We start from the raw sequence: 16,131 nt of genomic DNA, 5'->3' as shown, positions 1-16,131 counted from the left end.
ATGTGCGAATGTGGCGAAATTGGTAGACGCGCTGGATTTAGGTTCCAGTAGGGCAGCCTGTGGGAGTTCGAGTCTCCCCATTCGCACCACTTAGCCAAATTTGAATTTAGCGATACATGAGCCGTGCTCATCCAACTTATACGCCGATTGTCGGCATTCCCGTAAAAATCAAACCCGTTTGTTGAGGAAAGACCATGCAAGTTTCTGTCGAAAAAATATCAGAATTGAGCAGAAAAATGACCGTTAGTGTCCCTGAAACCGTTGTCCAGGAAAAAATGGCCGAACGTCTGAAAGCCCTGGCGCGTCAGGTCAAGATTGATGGTTTCCGCCCAGGCAAAGTACCTCAACATGTTGTCAATAAAATGTACGGTGACAAGGTGCGCGGAGAAGTGGCGGGCGACTTGATTCAATCCACGTATTATGATGCCTTGCGTGATCAAGACTTAAAACCTGCCGGACAACCGAATATCCGCGACTTGGACGAAACGGAAGGCTTTCAATATATTGCTGAGTTTGAGGTGTATCCTGAGATCTCTTTGGCGGGAATCGAAGGGCTGGAGATAACGAAGACAACAGCTACCGTAGAAGAAAGCGATGTAGATACTGTGATCGAAAAATTGCGGGCGCAGAAAAAAACCTGGAATGAAGTCGAACGTGCTTCGCAAGAAAATGACCGGATATCGATTGCTTTTTCGGGAATTAGCGAAGGCGAAAATTTTACCGATGGCACGGTTAAGGATTTTCCTGTGGAAATCGGCGCCAAACAAATGATACCTGGTTTTGAAGATAATCTTGTTGGCCTTAAAAAAGGAGAGTCCAAGACTTTTTCGGTGACTTTTCCAGAAGGGTACAGTAACGCAAAACTGGCGGGAAAACCTGCTGAGTTTTCGGTCGAGGTGATTAAGGTTGAAGAGGCGGCGTTACCTGTTGTCGACGAGGATTTTATCAAGGGTTACGGCACCCAGGGCGGATCAATGGCTACTTTTCGGACGGATATTAAGGCCAATATGGAGCGCGAATTGGTGCAAGCCCTGCATGGCAGGCTGAAAAATGCGGTGTTGGATGCCCTATACGAAAAAGTGCAGTTGGTGGTTCCTAACGCCCTGGTTGACGAAGAAATTCAAAACCTCATGAAACCGTACCTGGAATCCGCCAAACGGAATAAGCTAAAGCAGACGGATGTTCAACTGCCCAAGGAAATGTTCCAAGACCAAGCGCAACGGCGTGTGGCATTGGGATTGATCTTGGGCGAAATCATCCATGCCCAAGAAATCAAGGTTGATGACAATAAAGTCCGCAGCACTATAGAAGATATGGCGAAAAGCTACGAGCAGCCGGAGGCCTATGTATCGTGGTATTATTCCGATAAAAGCCGCTTGCATAGCGTTCAACAGATGGTGTTGGAGGACCAAACCGTCGAATGGTTGGTTTCAAAAGCAAAAATTGCTAATGAAACAATGAGTTTTAGTGATATTATGGACGCAAATCAACGCTAATTCTTTCTAAAGTTATTATGATATACACCAAATCTGACGCAAACAAGATAACAACGCCACAAGCTGCCGGCAATTTAGTGCCAATCGTCATCGAGCAAACCGCTAGGGGCGAACGCAGTTTTGATATTTATTCCAGGCTCTTAAAGGAGCGGGTCATTTTCCTGGTTGGGCAGGTCGAAGATTATATGGCCAACCTGATTGTGGCGCAGTTGTTGTTCCTGGAATCTGAAAATCCTGATAAGGACATACACCTTTACATCAATTCCCCGGGTGGTTCTGTGACGGCAGGTATGTCGATTTATGACACTATGCAGTTCATCAAGCCAGATGTCAGTACCATGTGCATAGGCCAAGCCGCCAGTATGGGTGCTTTGCTGTTGACGGGCGGCGCGAAAGGTAAGCGCTATTGTTTGCCGCATTCACGGATGATGATTCACCAGCCTTTAGGCGGTTTTCAAGGCCAAGCATCGGATATAGATATCCATGCACGGGAAATTTTGTCCATCAGGGACAAGCTGAATAAGGTTTTGTCCCATCATACAGGACAGCCTATAGAGAAGGTTCAGATTGACACAGATAGGGATAATTTTCTAAGCCCTGACGATGCGGTCGGCTACGGCTTGATTGATAAAGTGTTGGCGCATAGAACTTCTGTGACAGCCTAATCAATTAACGCAATTAATAGTAGCTATAACATCCAGTTTTTAGTATGTTTGCAGTAACGGTAAAAATCTTGTTGAACTGGGCCTTAGTGGAGTCCACGTATGAGTAATGACAAACACGGTAAAGAGGACGATAAATTGCTTTATTGTTCATTTTGCGGCAAAAGCCAGCAAGAAGTCAGGAAGCTGATCGCAGGCCCTTCAGTCTACATCTGTGACGAGTGCGTAGACCTGTGCAATGACATCATTAAAGATGAGCTACTGGACAAATCATCATCTTTTTATGGTGGCGAATTGCCCAAGCCCAAACAAATCAAATCAGAGCTTGATGCTTATGTGATCGGGCAGGAACGCGCCAAGAAAATCCTGGCAGTTGCTGTATACAACCATTACAAACGCTTACGGAACAAGACCAAGAAAGACGGCGTTGAATTGGCAAAAAGCAATATCTTGTTAATAGGCCCTACCGGATCAGGCAAAACCTTGTTGGCCGAAACCCTGGCGCGTTTGCTGGATGTGCCGTTCACCATTGCCGATGCCACTACGTTGACCGAGGCTGGATATGTTGGCGAAGATGTCGAAAATATCATCCAAAAGATTTTGCAAAAATGCGATTACGATGTTGAAAAAGCTGAAACGGGTATCGTTTATATTGACGAAATTGACAAAATTTCGCGTAAATCCGACAACCCTTCTATTACCCGCGATGTGTCAGGCGAAGGCGTACAGCAAGCCTTATTAAAGCTTATTGAAGGCACGATAGCTTCCGTACCGCCACAAGGTGGCCGTAAACATCCCCAACAGGAGTTTTTGCAAGTCAACACCGCGAACATCTTGTTTATTGTGGGCGGTGCGTTTGCGGGGTTGGATAAGGTCATCAAGGCGCGTTCCGAAAAAGGCGGCATTGGTTTCTCTGCGGATGTCAAAACAAAGGATGAGAGCAAAAATGTCGGTCAGCTTTTCGCCGATGTCGAGTCTGAAGACTTGATTAAATATGGCCTGATCCCCGAATTTGTGGGCAGGTTACCTGTAGTCGCCACGCTGGATGAACTGGATGAATCGGCGCTGATTAAGATCTTGACTGAACCTAAGAATGCCTTAATCAAGCAATACCAACATTTATTTGAGATGGAAGGTGCAGAATTGGAATTCCGTGATGATTCACTCGGCGCAATTGCCCGTAAATCCATGGAGCGAAAAACTGGCGCCAGGGGTTTACGGACTATCGTGGAGAACGTCCTGCTCAACACCATGTATGAATTGCCGTCTGCCGACAATATCAGCAAAGTTGTGGTTGATGAGGGCGTTATTATGGGAGAGGCCGAACCGTACTTAGTTTACGAGACAGAAAAGATTAAGGCTTAGTGGCATTATGATTAGGGATTCACATAAAAGGGGCTTTGTCGTTTAAAGCCCCTTTTTTGTTTGTGGGTATTGTTCGATTCGCAAAAGCAAAAAAAAAAATTGCTAAGTCAGTCTAGATAAAGCCATTTCATTCTTGCTATTTGAAATAACATCCCCATAATCACAGTTAACGTAGGTTTTGTTCCATATATGGAAGAGCAGAAGATGAAAGAATCAGAAATAATAGTTCCGGTCTTGCCATTAAGGGATGTCGTCGTTTATCCCCACATGGTTATCCCCTTATTTGTCGGTAGGCAGAAATCCATCGACGCCTTGAATGCCGCGATGCTGGAAAACAAGAAGATTTTGCTAGTGGCCCAGAAAGAAGCGAGTGTCGATGAGCCAGAATTTACCGATCTCTATGAAGTCGGAACCTTAGCCAACATCCTGCAATTGTTGAAATTGCCGGATGGGACGGTCAAGGTGCTGGTGGAAGGCAGTGAACGCAGCCATGTAAGCTCTTACCAAGAAACGGACAGTTTTTTTTCGGCGACTGTCTCAAAAATTAATGACGTCCTGCTCATCTCAGAGCAAAAGTTGGATGCCCTGAAACGTACGGTCATGAATACATTCGACCAGTACGTCAAGTTCAACAACAAAATTCCACCTGAAGTGTTGAATGTATTGAACGGGGTTGATGACCCCAGTCGCCTTGCCGACACGATGGCTGCGCATATCGCCATCAAAATCCAAGAAAAACAGGTGATTCTCGAAACCGCCGACATAGAGCAACGACTTGAAGTCCTGATGGCACTGATGGAAGGCGAAGTCGATATTCTGGAAATGGAAAAGAAAATCCGCGTGCGCGTGAAGCAGCAAATGGAGAAAAACCAAAGGGAATATTATCTTAACGAACAGATGAAAGCCATCCAGAAAGAATTGGGCGATATGGATGATGTGCCTAATGAAATCGAAGACCTGGAGAACAAAATTGAAGACGCGGGTATGTCCAAAGAGGCGAAAACTAAAGCCAACGCCGAATTGAACAAGCTTAAGCTGATGTCGCCGATGTCCGCTGAAGCGACAGTTGTAAGGAATTATATAGACTGGATGGTGAATGTGCCTTGGAAGAAAAAAACCAAGGTCACCAAAGTGTTAAAGGATGCGGAACTCGTATTGGAATCTGAGCATTACGGGCTGGAAAAAGTCAAAGAACGCATATTGGAATACCTCGCCGTGCAACAACGCGTCAGGAAGCTCAAAGGGCCTATATTGTGTTTGGTGGGGCCGCCGGGTGTGGGCAAAACTTCATTGGGCGAGTCCATCGCTAGGGCGACCAATCGGAAGTATGTGAGGATGGCGTTGGGTGGTGTTCGGGATGAAGCGGAAATACGCGGTCATCGCCGGACGTATATCGGTTCCATGCCGGGTAAAATATTGCAAAGTCTGGCCAAAGTAAAAACCAGAAATCCGTTATTCTTACTCGATGAAATCGACAAGATGGCGCAGGATTTTCGTGGCGATCCGGCTTCGGCATTATTGGAAGTCCTTGATCCAGAACAAAACCATACTTTCTCTGACCATTATCTGGAAGTGGATTTTGATCTGTCCGACGTGATGTTTGTCGCTACTGCCAATACTATGAATATTCCCCATGCCTTATTGGACAGGATGGAAGTTATACGGCTTGCGGGTTATACCGAAGATGAGAAAATCAATATCGCGATCAAGTACCTAATTCCAAAGCAGATAAAAAACAATGGACTGGAAGGCAAGGAAATCGAAATTACCGAAACGGCGGTTAGGGACATGATCAGGTATTACTCCCGTGAGGCGGGCGTGCGTAGCCTTGAGCGCGATATTTCAAAAATATGCCGGAAAGTTGTCAAAGAGTTATTATTGAAGCCTAGCAAGGATACCGTGGTGGTTGCGCCTAAAAACCTCAATCATTATTTGGGCGTGAAACGCTACCATTATGGTATTGCCGAAGAACAAGACCAGGTCGGTCATGTTTCAGGATTGGCTTGGACGGAAGTTGGCGGCGAACTGTTGACGATAGAGACTGCGGTGATTCCAGGCAAGGGTAAACAATCGGCTACAGGTAAGCTGGGTGACGTGATGAAAGAGTCTATCGAAGCCGCCATGACCGTGGTCAGGAGTCGTGCGGACATATTGGGCCTAGATAGCGAAATATTCCAAAAGAATGATATACATATCCATGTGCCGGAAGGGGCGACGCCGAAAGACGGGCCCAGTGCCGGGATTGGCATGTGTACGGCGATTGTTTCGGCACTGACTAAGATTCCGGTGCGTGCTAATGTTGCCATGACGGGCGAAATCACCTTGCGTGGCGAAGTGTTGCCTATTGGTGGGTTAAAGGAAAAATTATTGGCCGCGCACCGTGGCGGTATTACTACCGTGTTGATACCCTCTGAAAACGAAAAGGATCTCGCGGAAATACCTGAAAACATCAAGCAGAATTTGCTGATCAAGCCTGTGCAATGGATAGATGAAGTATTGGAAGTCGCCTTGCAATATATGCCCAGCCCTTTGGAGAAAATTGCGGGCGATGAGCAAAGTAAAGTGGAAGCCGATACGGCAAAAATTAAACCCAGCAGTGGGGTAATCGCGCATTGAAACAATGAGTAAGGGCGTTAAATGGTCGGGGTGCAAAATATACTGACCTTTAACGCTTGACACTCTACAAAGGCAGTTGTTATAAATACACCCATCTTATTCTTTAGTTGTCCAAACGAGCGGCTAAGAATCGATACGCAGTTCTTGCTACATAAAAACAATACTCACTTTCCTAAGGGGGAATAAATGAATAAATCGGAACTAATTGACGCTATAGCTGAGTCTTCTGGATTGACTAAGGCCGATGCCGGTCGTGCTTTAGAGGGCTTTATCGGTGCGGTAACAGGGGCTTTAAGCAAAGGGGACTCAGTTACTTTAGTCGGTTTTGGCACCTACGCCGTAAAAGAAAGGGCTGAACGGGTAGGCCGCAATCCCCAAACAGGGCGCGAGATAACTATAAGCGCAGCTAGACTACCATCATTTAAGGCTGGTAAAGCGCTCAAAGATGCTATAAAATAGTCGTCTTGAGTCGGGTGCTTAGCTCAGCTGGGAGAGCATCGCCCTTACAAGGCGAGGGTCGGGGGTTCGAACCCCTCAGCACCCACCAGACTTTGGAGCGGTAGTTCAGTTGGTTAGAATACCGGCCTGTCACGCCGGGGGTCGCGGGTTCGAGCCCCGTCCGCTCCGCCAAATCGAAAGCCCCGTACCGACAAGGTTCGGGGCTTTTTTTTTACAGGAGTTTTTATGGGTTATTTGGCTTTTTTGGAATTGAACTTATGTTGACAACAATCAGAGAAAAAGCGCAAGGGGCTTTCGCTTGGATAATCTTGATAGTGATTTGTGTGCCATTTGCGTTGTGGGGTATCCAAAATTATATTGATACTGGCAAGGAAGCGCCGGTCGCTTCCGTAGGCGACAAGGATTTTTACCAGCGCGATGTCAACAATGCCTACGAACAGTATGCCCAGAATTTTCGGGGGATGAACATTGATGAGCAACTCCTGAAACAGCAAGCCTTAGACAAGCTGATAAAAGACGAAGTGCTGTTGCAGTACACCAAAGGGGCGGGCTTGGTCACAACGGACACTAGCGCCCGTGATTTCATCAAGACCTTGCCGTATTTTCAAACCGATGGAAAGTTTGACGAAAAACGCTATAAATCACTGCTTGCTACACAAAAGTTGTCAACAGTTGAATTTGTAAACAAAATCAAAAGCGCACTGATTATGGAGCAATTCCAACGCAGTGTCATTGACAGCAGTTTTGCTACGCCTTACGCAATTGAAAACTTTTTCAAAATCCAAAATCAGCAACGCGATGTTGACTATATTACGGTCGCCTTGGAAAAAGCGACTGCACAACCCAGCGACACAGAGATTGTCGCTTATTACCAACAGCACCAGGACGCTTATAAATTGCCCGAACAAGTGGCAGTGGATTATGTAGAATTGTCGTTAGAAGAACTTGCCAAAAAAGTGGAAGTGACAGACGACAAACTCAAGGCCTATTACGAAGAGCAAAAAGACCAATTCAGTACGTCGGAACGGCGAAAAATCAGCCATATCCTGTTTGCTGTCAATGCAAAAACGGATGATAAAACTGCCTTGGCAAAAGCCGTAAAGGCGCAAGAAGATTTGAAAAGCAAAGAGTTCTCGGCAGTTGCCGCAGAAGTTTCCGACGACAAACTCACCGCCAAAAAAGGCGGCGACTTGGGCTTGTTTATTGTCGGCAGCATGGAGAAATCCTTTGAAGAAGCCGCAAGTGCATTGAAAGCGGGCGAAGTTTCCAAGCCGGTTAAATCCTCATTCGGCTATCATCTGATCAAGGTCACTGAATTAGTGCCAGCAGAAGTCAAGTCTTTTGATACAGTTAAAGGCGAACTCACCAAAACCTACCAAAAAGCTCAAGCGGAAAATGCTTTCTATGAAGCGGGCGAAAAACTTACGGAAATGAGCTACGAGAATCCCGACAATTTGCAAACAGTGTCAGGAAACCTTGGGCTAGCGGTTAAAAAATCGGGGTTCTTTACGAAGGACAAAGGCGAAGGTATCGCCACTGAACAAAAAATCCGTGATGCCGCCTTTACCGAGGAAGTACTGCAAGGCAATAACAGTACGCCGATAGAGCTAGGGAGCGATCGCTTGGTGGTTCTTAGGATACTTGAACACAAACCTGCCGCCGTACGTGAATTGAAAGACGTTAAAACGGATGTGATTGTGGCCTTATCAAATGAGAGGGCCAAACAGCAAGCGGTCGATACGGCAAACAAAATTAAACAACGGCTACAGACGGGTGAAGCCATCCAGAAAGTCGCTGCTGATTTTAAACTGCCTGTAAAGGAGGCAACCGGCCTGACCCGAAACAAAAGCGCTTTGCCTGAACAACTGAGCGATGCCATTTTTAGGGCAGCAAAACCGGTTGCTGGAAAAGCGACAATTTTTGATGTCGTCTTGCCCACAGGTGAACAAGTCGTCGTCAGCCTGAAAAAAGTGACAGCGGGTGTTATGAGCGAAGACGACAAAAAGCAAATGGATCTTGCCAAGAAAAATTTAGCTAAAGCTTTTGGGCAGTCAGAATTTAATGCGATGCTGGCAAGCCTGCAAACAAAAGCGGATGTATCGATAAAAACCCAGCCTAAAGTACAATAAACAGCGATGCAGCACCGTCATGTATTGACGGGGAAATTTAATATCTAATGCCGTAGAGTTAATCGATTGAGTCCTGTTCCCTTGTGCGCCCAAAAACAGGCATAACTATCTACGTTCAGACGAGATTATTTCTCCTCACCCCGTCCCTCTCCAATAGGAGAGGGAGCTTTGCTTTTTTTGCTTAACGGCATAAACAATACGCAACTGATCCAATGCCTTTATTACGCCTATCGAACATCGCCATCGCTTTTGGCTCCCATGCTTTATTAAATAAGGAAAATTTCCAGTTGGATATGGGTGAAAGGGTAGGGCTGTTAGGGCGCAATGGCGAAGGTAAGTCGACCCTGATGAAAATCATAGCCGGCAGTGTACTGCCTGATGGCGGCGACATCTGGCGGGAACCTGCATTAAAACTGGCATGGCTGGAACAAGCGCCCGAATTGCCAAATGAAGCGACTGTCTACGATGCGGTTGCCAGTGGCTTAGGCGAACTGGGTGAAGTGATTGCGCGTTACCATGACCTATCATTGACGATGGATTACCACGACCAGAAATCCTTGCAAGAACTGGGTGATTTGCAGCACAAGCTGGAAGCCCTGAATGGTTGGCATTTCAACACCAAAATAGAAGCCACACTCAGCAAATTGAACCTGCCGGGAGAATTAAAGGTCAAGGATTTATCGGGCGGATGGAAACGCCGAGTTGCGTTGGCGAAAGCCTTGGTTATCGAGCCGCAAGTGCTGTTACTGGACGAGCCAACCAATCACCTCGACTTTGAAAGCATTACTTGGCTGGAGGAGCAATTGCTTAACTTCGATGGCGCGGTGCTTTTCGTTACCCATGACCGGGCGTTTTTACAGAAACTGGCAACCCGTATTGTCGATTTGGACCGCGGCAACTTGGTGTCTTGGCAAGGCACGTATGACGATTACTTGCGGCGTAAAGCGGCGGCACTGGAAGACGAAGCGAACCAAAATGCCGAATTTGACAAAAAGCTGGCGCAAGAAGAAGTCTGGATCAGGCAAGGTGTAAAGGCTCGGCGTACCCGTAACGAAGGCCGGGTGAGGGCATTGGAAAAGCTCCGCAAAGAGCGGGCGCAACGCCGACTTCAACAAGGAACCAGCAAGCTGGGATTAACTAATGTCGACGCATCAGGCAAAAAAGTTATCGAAGTCAACGATATTTGCTTTAGTTATCCGGAAAGGCAAATCATCAGTCATTTCTCCACGCTCATCCAACGTGGCGATAAAATCGGCCTTATCGGTGCAAATGGGGCAGGTAAAACGACTTTACTTAGGCTATTGCTCAAGGAATTGCCGCCCGATAGCGGCACGGTGGAACACGGTACACGCCTGGAAATCGCCTATTTCGACCAACTCCGCGACCAGCTTGATCCTGAAATGACAGTTGTTGATACGGTTGCTGACGGCAATGATTTTGTCGAAATAGCAGGAAACAGGCGACACGTCATGTCCTATTTGTCCGATTTCCTGTTTGCTCCAGCAAGGGCGAGGTCGCCCGTCAAGAGCCTGTCGGGCGGTGAAAAAAATCGCCTGTTGTTGGCGCGATTGTTCACCAAACCTGCCAATTTTTTGGTGATGGACGAACCGACCAACGACCTCGATCTGGAAACCCTGGAGCTATTGGAAGAAAAGCTGGTTGATTATAGTGGGACGTTATTATTAGTCAGCCACGACAGGGCATTCCTGGATAACGTCGTCACCAGCGTTTGCGTTCTGGATGGCTCAGGAAAAGTGGAAGAGTTAGTCGGTGGTTACAGCGACTGGCAAAAACAGAAACAAGCCATCGCAAAAACAGAAACTGACAAAAAAAACCTGGATGGCAAAAAGAAACCGGACTCAGGCGTTGAAAATCCAAATGTCCCTAAAAAACCGACTAAAAGTAAACTCAGCTTCAAAGAGCAACAAGAGTTAAATGCTTTGCCCGAAATCATCGCCCAGCTTGAAGCTAAGCAAGCGGAACTGACCCAAAAGATCAGTTCCCCGGATTTTTACAAAAACGACCCAACCGTTGTCGCCGACACCTTGGCAGAACTGCAAGTCACAGATACCCAGTTAGAGCAAGCTTACCAACGCTGGGATGAGCTTGAAAGCCTGAAATCAGCATAAAATCACATAATATCATTGCAACAAAAGGCATTCTGGCTTATCCTTGCCGCCCTGCCCAAATTAAGATAACCCCAGGGCAAGCATCAAAACAGTAACAATCAGGAGAGATGGCCGAGTGGTCGAAGGCGCACGCCTGGAAAGTGTGTATACGGCAACGTATCGAGGGTTCGAACCCCTCTCTCTCCGCCACCAAGTGCTTTAACGCCGTTCAACAAAGTACAAAAACCTGCATGTTTTGTGGCATAGCGGTTTTTTTATTGCCCAATAAAGTACAACAAGGTGTATTGATATCCGCAACAAATGAGGTGTTTTTTTAGGATTGGTATCATCCACCAATTCGGGCGGGGTGACTACACTTCATGCTGGCATGGCGACTCTCCGTCTCCAGGCAATCAGTACAGGACTGGAGTTTGATGCCTGTGGTAAAGTTCATAGCTATGTTATTTTAAGGTTCTTAAATCCTTAATAATGCAGCTTGTAGGGAAAGATATTAATCCCCGGCACAGAAGAAATTATTGTCCTTCTACAATAATCACTTGTCTTTCTGTTTATGAAATAGGTTTTGCTATTGTGGGGTTTCCTGATAATCGATAGCCTTAACATCTGATCTAGCCAATTCGACCAAAAATTCACGGCATTTGTTTTGGATAAGACGCGTGTTTTCAGCGCCCATCCTTAGCATTTGTTTTTGGACGGGATTGAGCGCTTCAAGTTTGGGATCGGCAAATTTGTAGAAGACGGACGGCCTGACCAAGGTGATATTTCCATCCAGCACAGGTGTGGCAATAATTTCACCTGCAGCCTTATTTACGATGTTTTCTAAGGTGATGTCGTCGGGATAATTGAATTCTGCAAACACTTGAAGCATCAACGGCCTGAGTTTTTGGTAAACGGCAACGGCGGCTTTAACATCAATAGCGTGGATCGTTTGCGCTAAGTTGTTGTATCGCGCAAAGCTTTTAGGCGCAATATACAGGCCATTTTCATCTTGGGCTACGGTAAAGTACTCGTCAAACCGCAGAAAGCTGACATGTTTGACAATGCGTGTGCCTTGGGCGAAATCGTTTATGATTTCCACATACCGCCTAATCAACCGGTCAGTATTAAGCCATTGGGCAAGCCCTGGAAAAAGCGAAGCCAGTGTTTGCCTGACATAATTATCACTGCCCAGTAAATCGGGCAATCCATCTTGTTGGGCTGGGATTTTATCGTTGTTGCGAACCAAAATTTCTGGCTTTGCGGGCGGTAGGGGTTCGCTCAGGTTTACAGCTTTTTGTTCATCAGGAAATGCTTTTGAAATCGTCGTTTTGTTGGTGGGTTCAATGCCCAAATCCGTAGTTTCTGCTTCTTTAGGAAGCTCGAAATTGGTCAAAATATAATAAGTGCCGCTGATTCCGGTAAGCAATGAAACCAGGATAGCAATAATAAAAGCCGTATTGTTGGACTTTTTGTTTCTGTTTTGATCGTAGCGACCCATGTTGCAGCGAGACCTTATTTCTGTTGTAGGTTACAATTATGCATTAGGTGGTGCAAGGTTCAGGATTCAAGGCAAAAAGACAGGCATTAGTCATAATGCCTTGATAAATTTTCGCATACAGGTTACTGAAATAAAATTCATTTTACCAACTATCTAGAAAAAATAATTTTGTATAACGAATATTTTCATTTTAGCGAGTTGCCGTTCTCGATCGCACCGGATCCGCACTTCATTTTCATGAGTGCCCGTCATCAGGAAGGTTTGGCGCATCTATTGTACGGGATCAATCACGGTGGCGGCTTCGTCGCCTTGACCGGCGAGGTCGGCACAGGTAAGACAACATTGTGCCACTGTTTGTTGCAGCAATTGCCAGAAAATATTGACATTGCCCTTATCTTAAACCCCAAGTTGGATGCTATTGAACTATTGGCGACGATTTGCGACGAATTGAGGATAGCTTATGACAAGCACCAGCACAGCTTAAAAAACCTTATTGATGCACTCAACCAACACTTGCTCACCGCCCACGCCAATGGTAGGCGCACCGTCCTGGTCATTGATGAAGCCCAAAACCTAAGCCTGGAGGTTTTGGAGCAAGTCCGCTTGCTGACCAACCTTGAAACCACGAAGACAAAATTACTGCAAATCATCCTGGTTGGTCAGCCGGAATTGAAAGATTTATTGAATCGGCGCGAATTGCGCCAGTTAAATCAGCGCATAACCGCCCGTTATCATCTGCTGCCGCTCTCTCTTCCCGAAACCCGTACCTATATACGCCACCGGTTGATGATGTGCAAAGGCGATCCTGACCTGTTCAAAGAAAAAGCAATCGATAAGATTTTCCATTATTCCAAGGGCATCCCTCGGATAATCAACATTATCAGCCATTGCGCCTTGCTGGGGGCATACTCAACTGACACCCGCGTCATTACACCGGCCATCATCAAACGTGCCGCCAAAGAAACGCTGGCACCTACCCATGATAAGCCATTTTGGTTAAAGCCTATATTGGCTGGGTTGGCCTTAAGCTGCCTTGCTATTGGGCTATATTACAAAACTTATTATGCAAGCAACCAAGCCCCCCCTAAAATCAAGACGATTATACCCGATGCTTTGCCAGAAAAGCCCAGCATAGGACCGTTAGTGCCCGCTAAGGTTGCCCCGACTGTCATTAAGCACGAACCGCCTGTTGCTGAAACTAAACCCTTTAGTGCGTGGTTGGCCGATCCAGCCCTTACTTTAAGCGCGGGGTTAAGCAATGCCTTGAAGCGCTGGGGCAAAGAACCTCCAACCAGCCAACAAGTAGACTGCAATACTGCCCTAAAAATGGGGTTGAAATGTCAGTTTGACAAGGGCAACTGGAAAGACCTGCTGGCATTTAATCGTCCTGTGGTATTGGAGTTTTCGTTGTCGCCAGAAACTAAACATTACGTCCTATTGACAGCGATAAAGGACGGACGGCCAACCTTCGCATTCGACCACGATGTGACATTTCCGTTAGCGGATGTGTTGAGTTTTTGGGATGGTTATTACGTATTGCTTTGGCAACCCCCCAAGCCTGGGGTGAACATGATTTTCCCAGGGCAATCGTCCGATAATGTCGTTTGGTTGCGGGAGCGGTTGGCGGCAATAGACGGCGTTAACCCAGAAGTTAAAAATCGCCGTTTTTTTGATGCCGACCTGAAAGCAAGGGTCGTCAATTTTCAACGAACGTACCACTTAAAGCAAGACGGCAAAGTGGGCATCCAAACAATTTTTCACCTAGATAATGCAACTGGCGCACAGGGTTCGCCGCATTTAAAACAGGACTGATGCACAATGTCATATATCCTCGATGCCTTACGTAAATCCGAACAGCAACGGCAAGCTACCCAACCGGATTCCGCGACGGACAGAATCTTGCTTAACCCGCCGCAACCTAAACAAAAATCAACCAAGTGGATAATTGCGTTGATTATCGGCAATCTATTGGTGGTCGCATATTTTGTGTGGCATTTCACCCAGAAGTCCTCTGTGGAGTCGCAACCCAAAGGTAAGGCCACAGGAAGCTTAGACACACAGCTATTGCCGTTGACATCAGAAAAGCGGCTTTTGCCTCTAGGAAGCCCCGCATCACAGAATGGCATTAACCAAGCGGTTAAGCCGTCGCCCCAACAGGCAGTACCACAACCGCCTTCGCCTTCCATTGCGGAGTTGATCGAATCAAAAAAAATGGCTGAAATCGAGCGGCCCGTTAAGAAGGCCCCAGAAAAAAAATGGCCAACCATGAATAAAGAGACGATTAGCCGCAGCAAAGCATTGCCCGCAAGCCAGCCTGAATTTTCCATTGCCGATGAAGAACCTATGTCTCCGTCAAAGCCACTGCTTGCACCCAAGGGGGAAAGTGTCCATGACTTGAACGAACTGCCTTACGAAGAGCGCAGCACGTTGCCTAATTTAACCATCAATGTGTTCAGTTATGCCCAACAACCGGAAGATCGATTTGTCATCATCGATATGGTTAAATACAAGGCCGGGCAGTTCATAAAGGGTTCAGTAAAACTCAAGGAAATCCGTGCAGACAGTATCATTCTCGAGAACGGTAATGACACGTTTAAGGTTGATCGGCCTTAAGCTATTTGCATAACGCCCGCTGTCATTATGCCCACTAGGACCATTTTAGTGCGGATTTTATAGCGGGCATCTTCATCGCCATAATGGTGTTTGAAATACAGCAGTAAGATCGTAAGCAGGAACGTATAGCCGGGCACCGTGGTTTCCATAGCGGCGGACAATGCGGGCGAACCCAAATCAAGCGCCTTCTGGCTCAAATATAAGGCGACCACATTGGCAAATTCAAGCCCGATAAAAAGCGGGGCCATGGGGGTCAGTTTGGGGAGATTATTGCTGAATGTCGTTCTAACTTGAGGGCTGAGCACTAAGGGCAACAGGCCGCTAAACACCACGCCGATAATGATAAACATGAAACAGATAATAAACGTGCCATTTTCAAACACGTATTTTTCAAGCAATATCGCAGCAACCTGAATTGAAGATGCCATCAGCATTAAAAAAATCGAATCCCATTTGCCGTTTCTGGAAATATCGATCAAGCAAAAACAGAGTGATGCGATGATCAATACCCCAATCGCGATGTAATGCCAAAGTTCCAATTCATCGCCCATCAAAAAATAGCTGGCTAACGGCAAAAGCGTAGGGGTAAAATTTTCATAGGCCGCTACGATGCCCGCCTCAGTTTCTTCCAATGCTTGGAAATAAAAGGCTTGGGCTAATTGTATCAACGCCCCTGACAACAAAGCCAAGGCGATGATAGGCCAATCCGGTAGTTGCCATTCCATATATGGCAACACAAAAGGAAATACCAGCAAGATAACTGCCGTCGCCAGGGAGCCAGTAATAACGCCAATCCAGGGACGGTCAAACACATTGCCTACGCAATGGCTGTCGAGAATATTAACCAATGCCCAGAATGGTGGCCCCAACAGCGCATAATACAACCACATAAATTTAAATCCTCTATATCTATAGTAAGTTCCAGCAGCTGCCCGAGTCCGGCAAACTGCACAGTTCAGTATAAAAAGGTCAAACGCTTCCTGGATCGAAAATGCCAACCATAAGTGCTTTAAAAATGCTATTGTCTTTTTGTAAAAGCGTAGATGAACTCACAATAAATGAATAAATAATTCGCAATAATGTGAGGTATGTCACGCAATCCAAAAATTGCTTGATTTTACACCTTGACAAAATAATCTGTCTTATATTATGGAAGGTTGGTTAGGTGGGCAATTAGTACGAATA

The 16,131-nt window shown here is 46.3% G+C and carries 11 protein-coding genes and 4 tRNA genes; 13 read left to right on the top strand and 2 right to left on the bottom strand.

All coding sequences use genetic code 11. From position 1 onward, the window contains the following. Positions 1 to 4: 4 nt before the first annotated feature. The 11 genes from MGMO_RS13235 to MGMO_RS13185 all read left to right on the top strand — a co-directional run bounded on the left by MGMO_RS13235 (position 5) and on the right by MGMO_RS13185 (position 11,045). A tRNA-Leu gene (locus tag MGMO_RS13235) sits at positions 5 to 89 on the top strand. Between the two features lie 105 nt (positions 90 to 194). Next, positions 195 to 1,496, top strand: a complete 1,302-nt coding sequence (gene tig / locus MGMO_RS13230; RefSeq protein ID WP_023495564.1) for a trigger factor — start codon at positions 195 to 197, stop codon at positions 1,494 to 1,496. A 17-nt stretch (positions 1,497 to 1,513) separates the two neighbouring features. After that, the gene (clpP, locus tag MGMO_RS13225) at positions 1,514 to 2,161 is read left to right on the top strand and encodes an ATP-dependent Clp endopeptidase proteolytic subunit ClpP (RefSeq protein WP_023495563.1); all 648 of its coding nucleotides are present in this window, start codon (positions 1,514 to 1,516) and stop codon (positions 2,159 to 2,161) included. A gap of 99 nt (positions 2,162 to 2,260) precedes the next feature. Then, a complete protein-coding gene (gene clpX / locus MGMO_RS13220; protein WP_023495562.1) occupies positions 2,261 to 3,523 on the top strand; it encodes an ATP-dependent Clp protease ATP-binding subunit ClpX in 1,263 nt (420 codons plus the stop codon). A 189-nt stretch (positions 3,524 to 3,712) separates the two neighbouring features. Beyond that, on the top strand, positions 3,713 to 6,139 hold the full coding sequence (gene lon, locus MGMO_RS13215) for an endopeptidase La (protein ID WP_036308011.1): 2,427 nt from the start codon (positions 3,713 to 3,715) through the stop codon (positions 6,137 to 6,139). A gap of 186 nt (positions 6,140 to 6,325) precedes the next feature. Beyond that, positions 6,326 to 6,598 (top strand): HU family DNA-binding protein, encoded by a 273-nt coding sequence (locus MGMO_RS13210; protein ID WP_023495560.1) that lies wholly within the window; start codon positions 6,326 to 6,328, stop codon positions 6,596 to 6,598. Between the two features lie 12 nt (positions 6,599 to 6,610). Next, a tRNA-Val gene (locus tag MGMO_RS13205) sits at positions 6,611 to 6,686 on the top strand. Positions 6,687 to 6,692: 6 nt separating this feature from the next. Next, positions 6,693 to 6,769, top strand: a tRNA-Asp gene (locus tag MGMO_RS13200). Between the two features lie 86 nt (positions 6,770 to 6,855). Beyond that, positions 6,856 to 8,727 (top strand): SurA N-terminal domain-containing protein, encoded by a 1,872-nt coding sequence (locus MGMO_RS13195; RefSeq protein ID WP_023495559.1) that lies wholly within the window; start codon positions 6,856 to 6,858, stop codon positions 8,725 to 8,727. 212 nt (positions 8,728 to 8,939) lie between these two features. After that, complete coding sequence (locus MGMO_RS13190) at positions 8,940 to 10,856, top strand: ATP-binding cassette domain-containing protein (protein ID WP_023495558.1); 1,917 nt, start codon at positions 8,940 to 8,942, stop codon at positions 10,854 to 10,856. A 101-nt stretch (positions 10,857 to 10,957) separates the two neighbouring features. Next, positions 10,958 to 11,045: transfer RNA gene (locus tag MGMO_RS13185), tRNA-Ser, on the top strand. Between the two features lie 376 nt (positions 11,046 to 11,421). Here the strand turns inward: MGMO_RS13185 and MGMO_RS13180 are convergent. After that, positions 11,422 to 12,333, bottom strand: coding sequence for a DUF3014 domain-containing protein (locus MGMO_RS13180; protein WP_023495557.1), 912 nt, complete (start codon positions 12,331 to 12,333; stop codon positions 11,422 to 11,424). Between the two features lie 237 nt (positions 12,334 to 12,570). On the opposite strand from MGMO_RS13180, the gene MGMO_RS13175 reads away from it, so the two are divergent. Then, on the top strand, positions 12,571 to 14,145 hold the full coding sequence (locus MGMO_RS13175; protein ID WP_235557286.1) for an ExeA family protein: 1,575 nt from the start codon (positions 12,571 to 12,573) through the stop codon (positions 14,143 to 14,145). Positions 14,146 to 14,151: 6 nt separating this feature from the next. Further along, positions 14,152 to 14,946: a general secretion pathway protein GspB gene (locus tag MGMO_RS13170; protein WP_023495555.1), complete on the top strand. Its 795-nt coding sequence runs from the start codon at positions 14,152 to 14,154 to the stop codon at positions 14,944 to 14,946. Here MGMO_RS13170 and MGMO_RS13165 read toward each other — a convergent pair. After that, complete coding sequence (locus MGMO_RS13165) at positions 14,943 to 15,836, bottom strand: EamA family transporter (RefSeq protein WP_023495554.1); 894 nt, start codon at positions 15,834 to 15,836, stop codon at positions 14,943 to 14,945. The two genes, MGMO_RS13170 and MGMO_RS13165, sit on opposite strands and share 4 nt — an antisense overlap. Positions 15,837 to 16,131: the final 295 nt, after the last annotated feature.

The sequence above is a fragment of the Methyloglobulus morosus KoM1 genome, assembly GCF_000496735.2.
In the GTDB taxonomy this organism is placed as follows: Bacteria; Pseudomonadota; Gammaproteobacteria; order Methylococcales; family Methylomonadaceae; genus Methyloglobulus; species Methyloglobulus morosus.
This window is presented reverse-complemented; position numbering and strand designations above follow the sequence as displayed.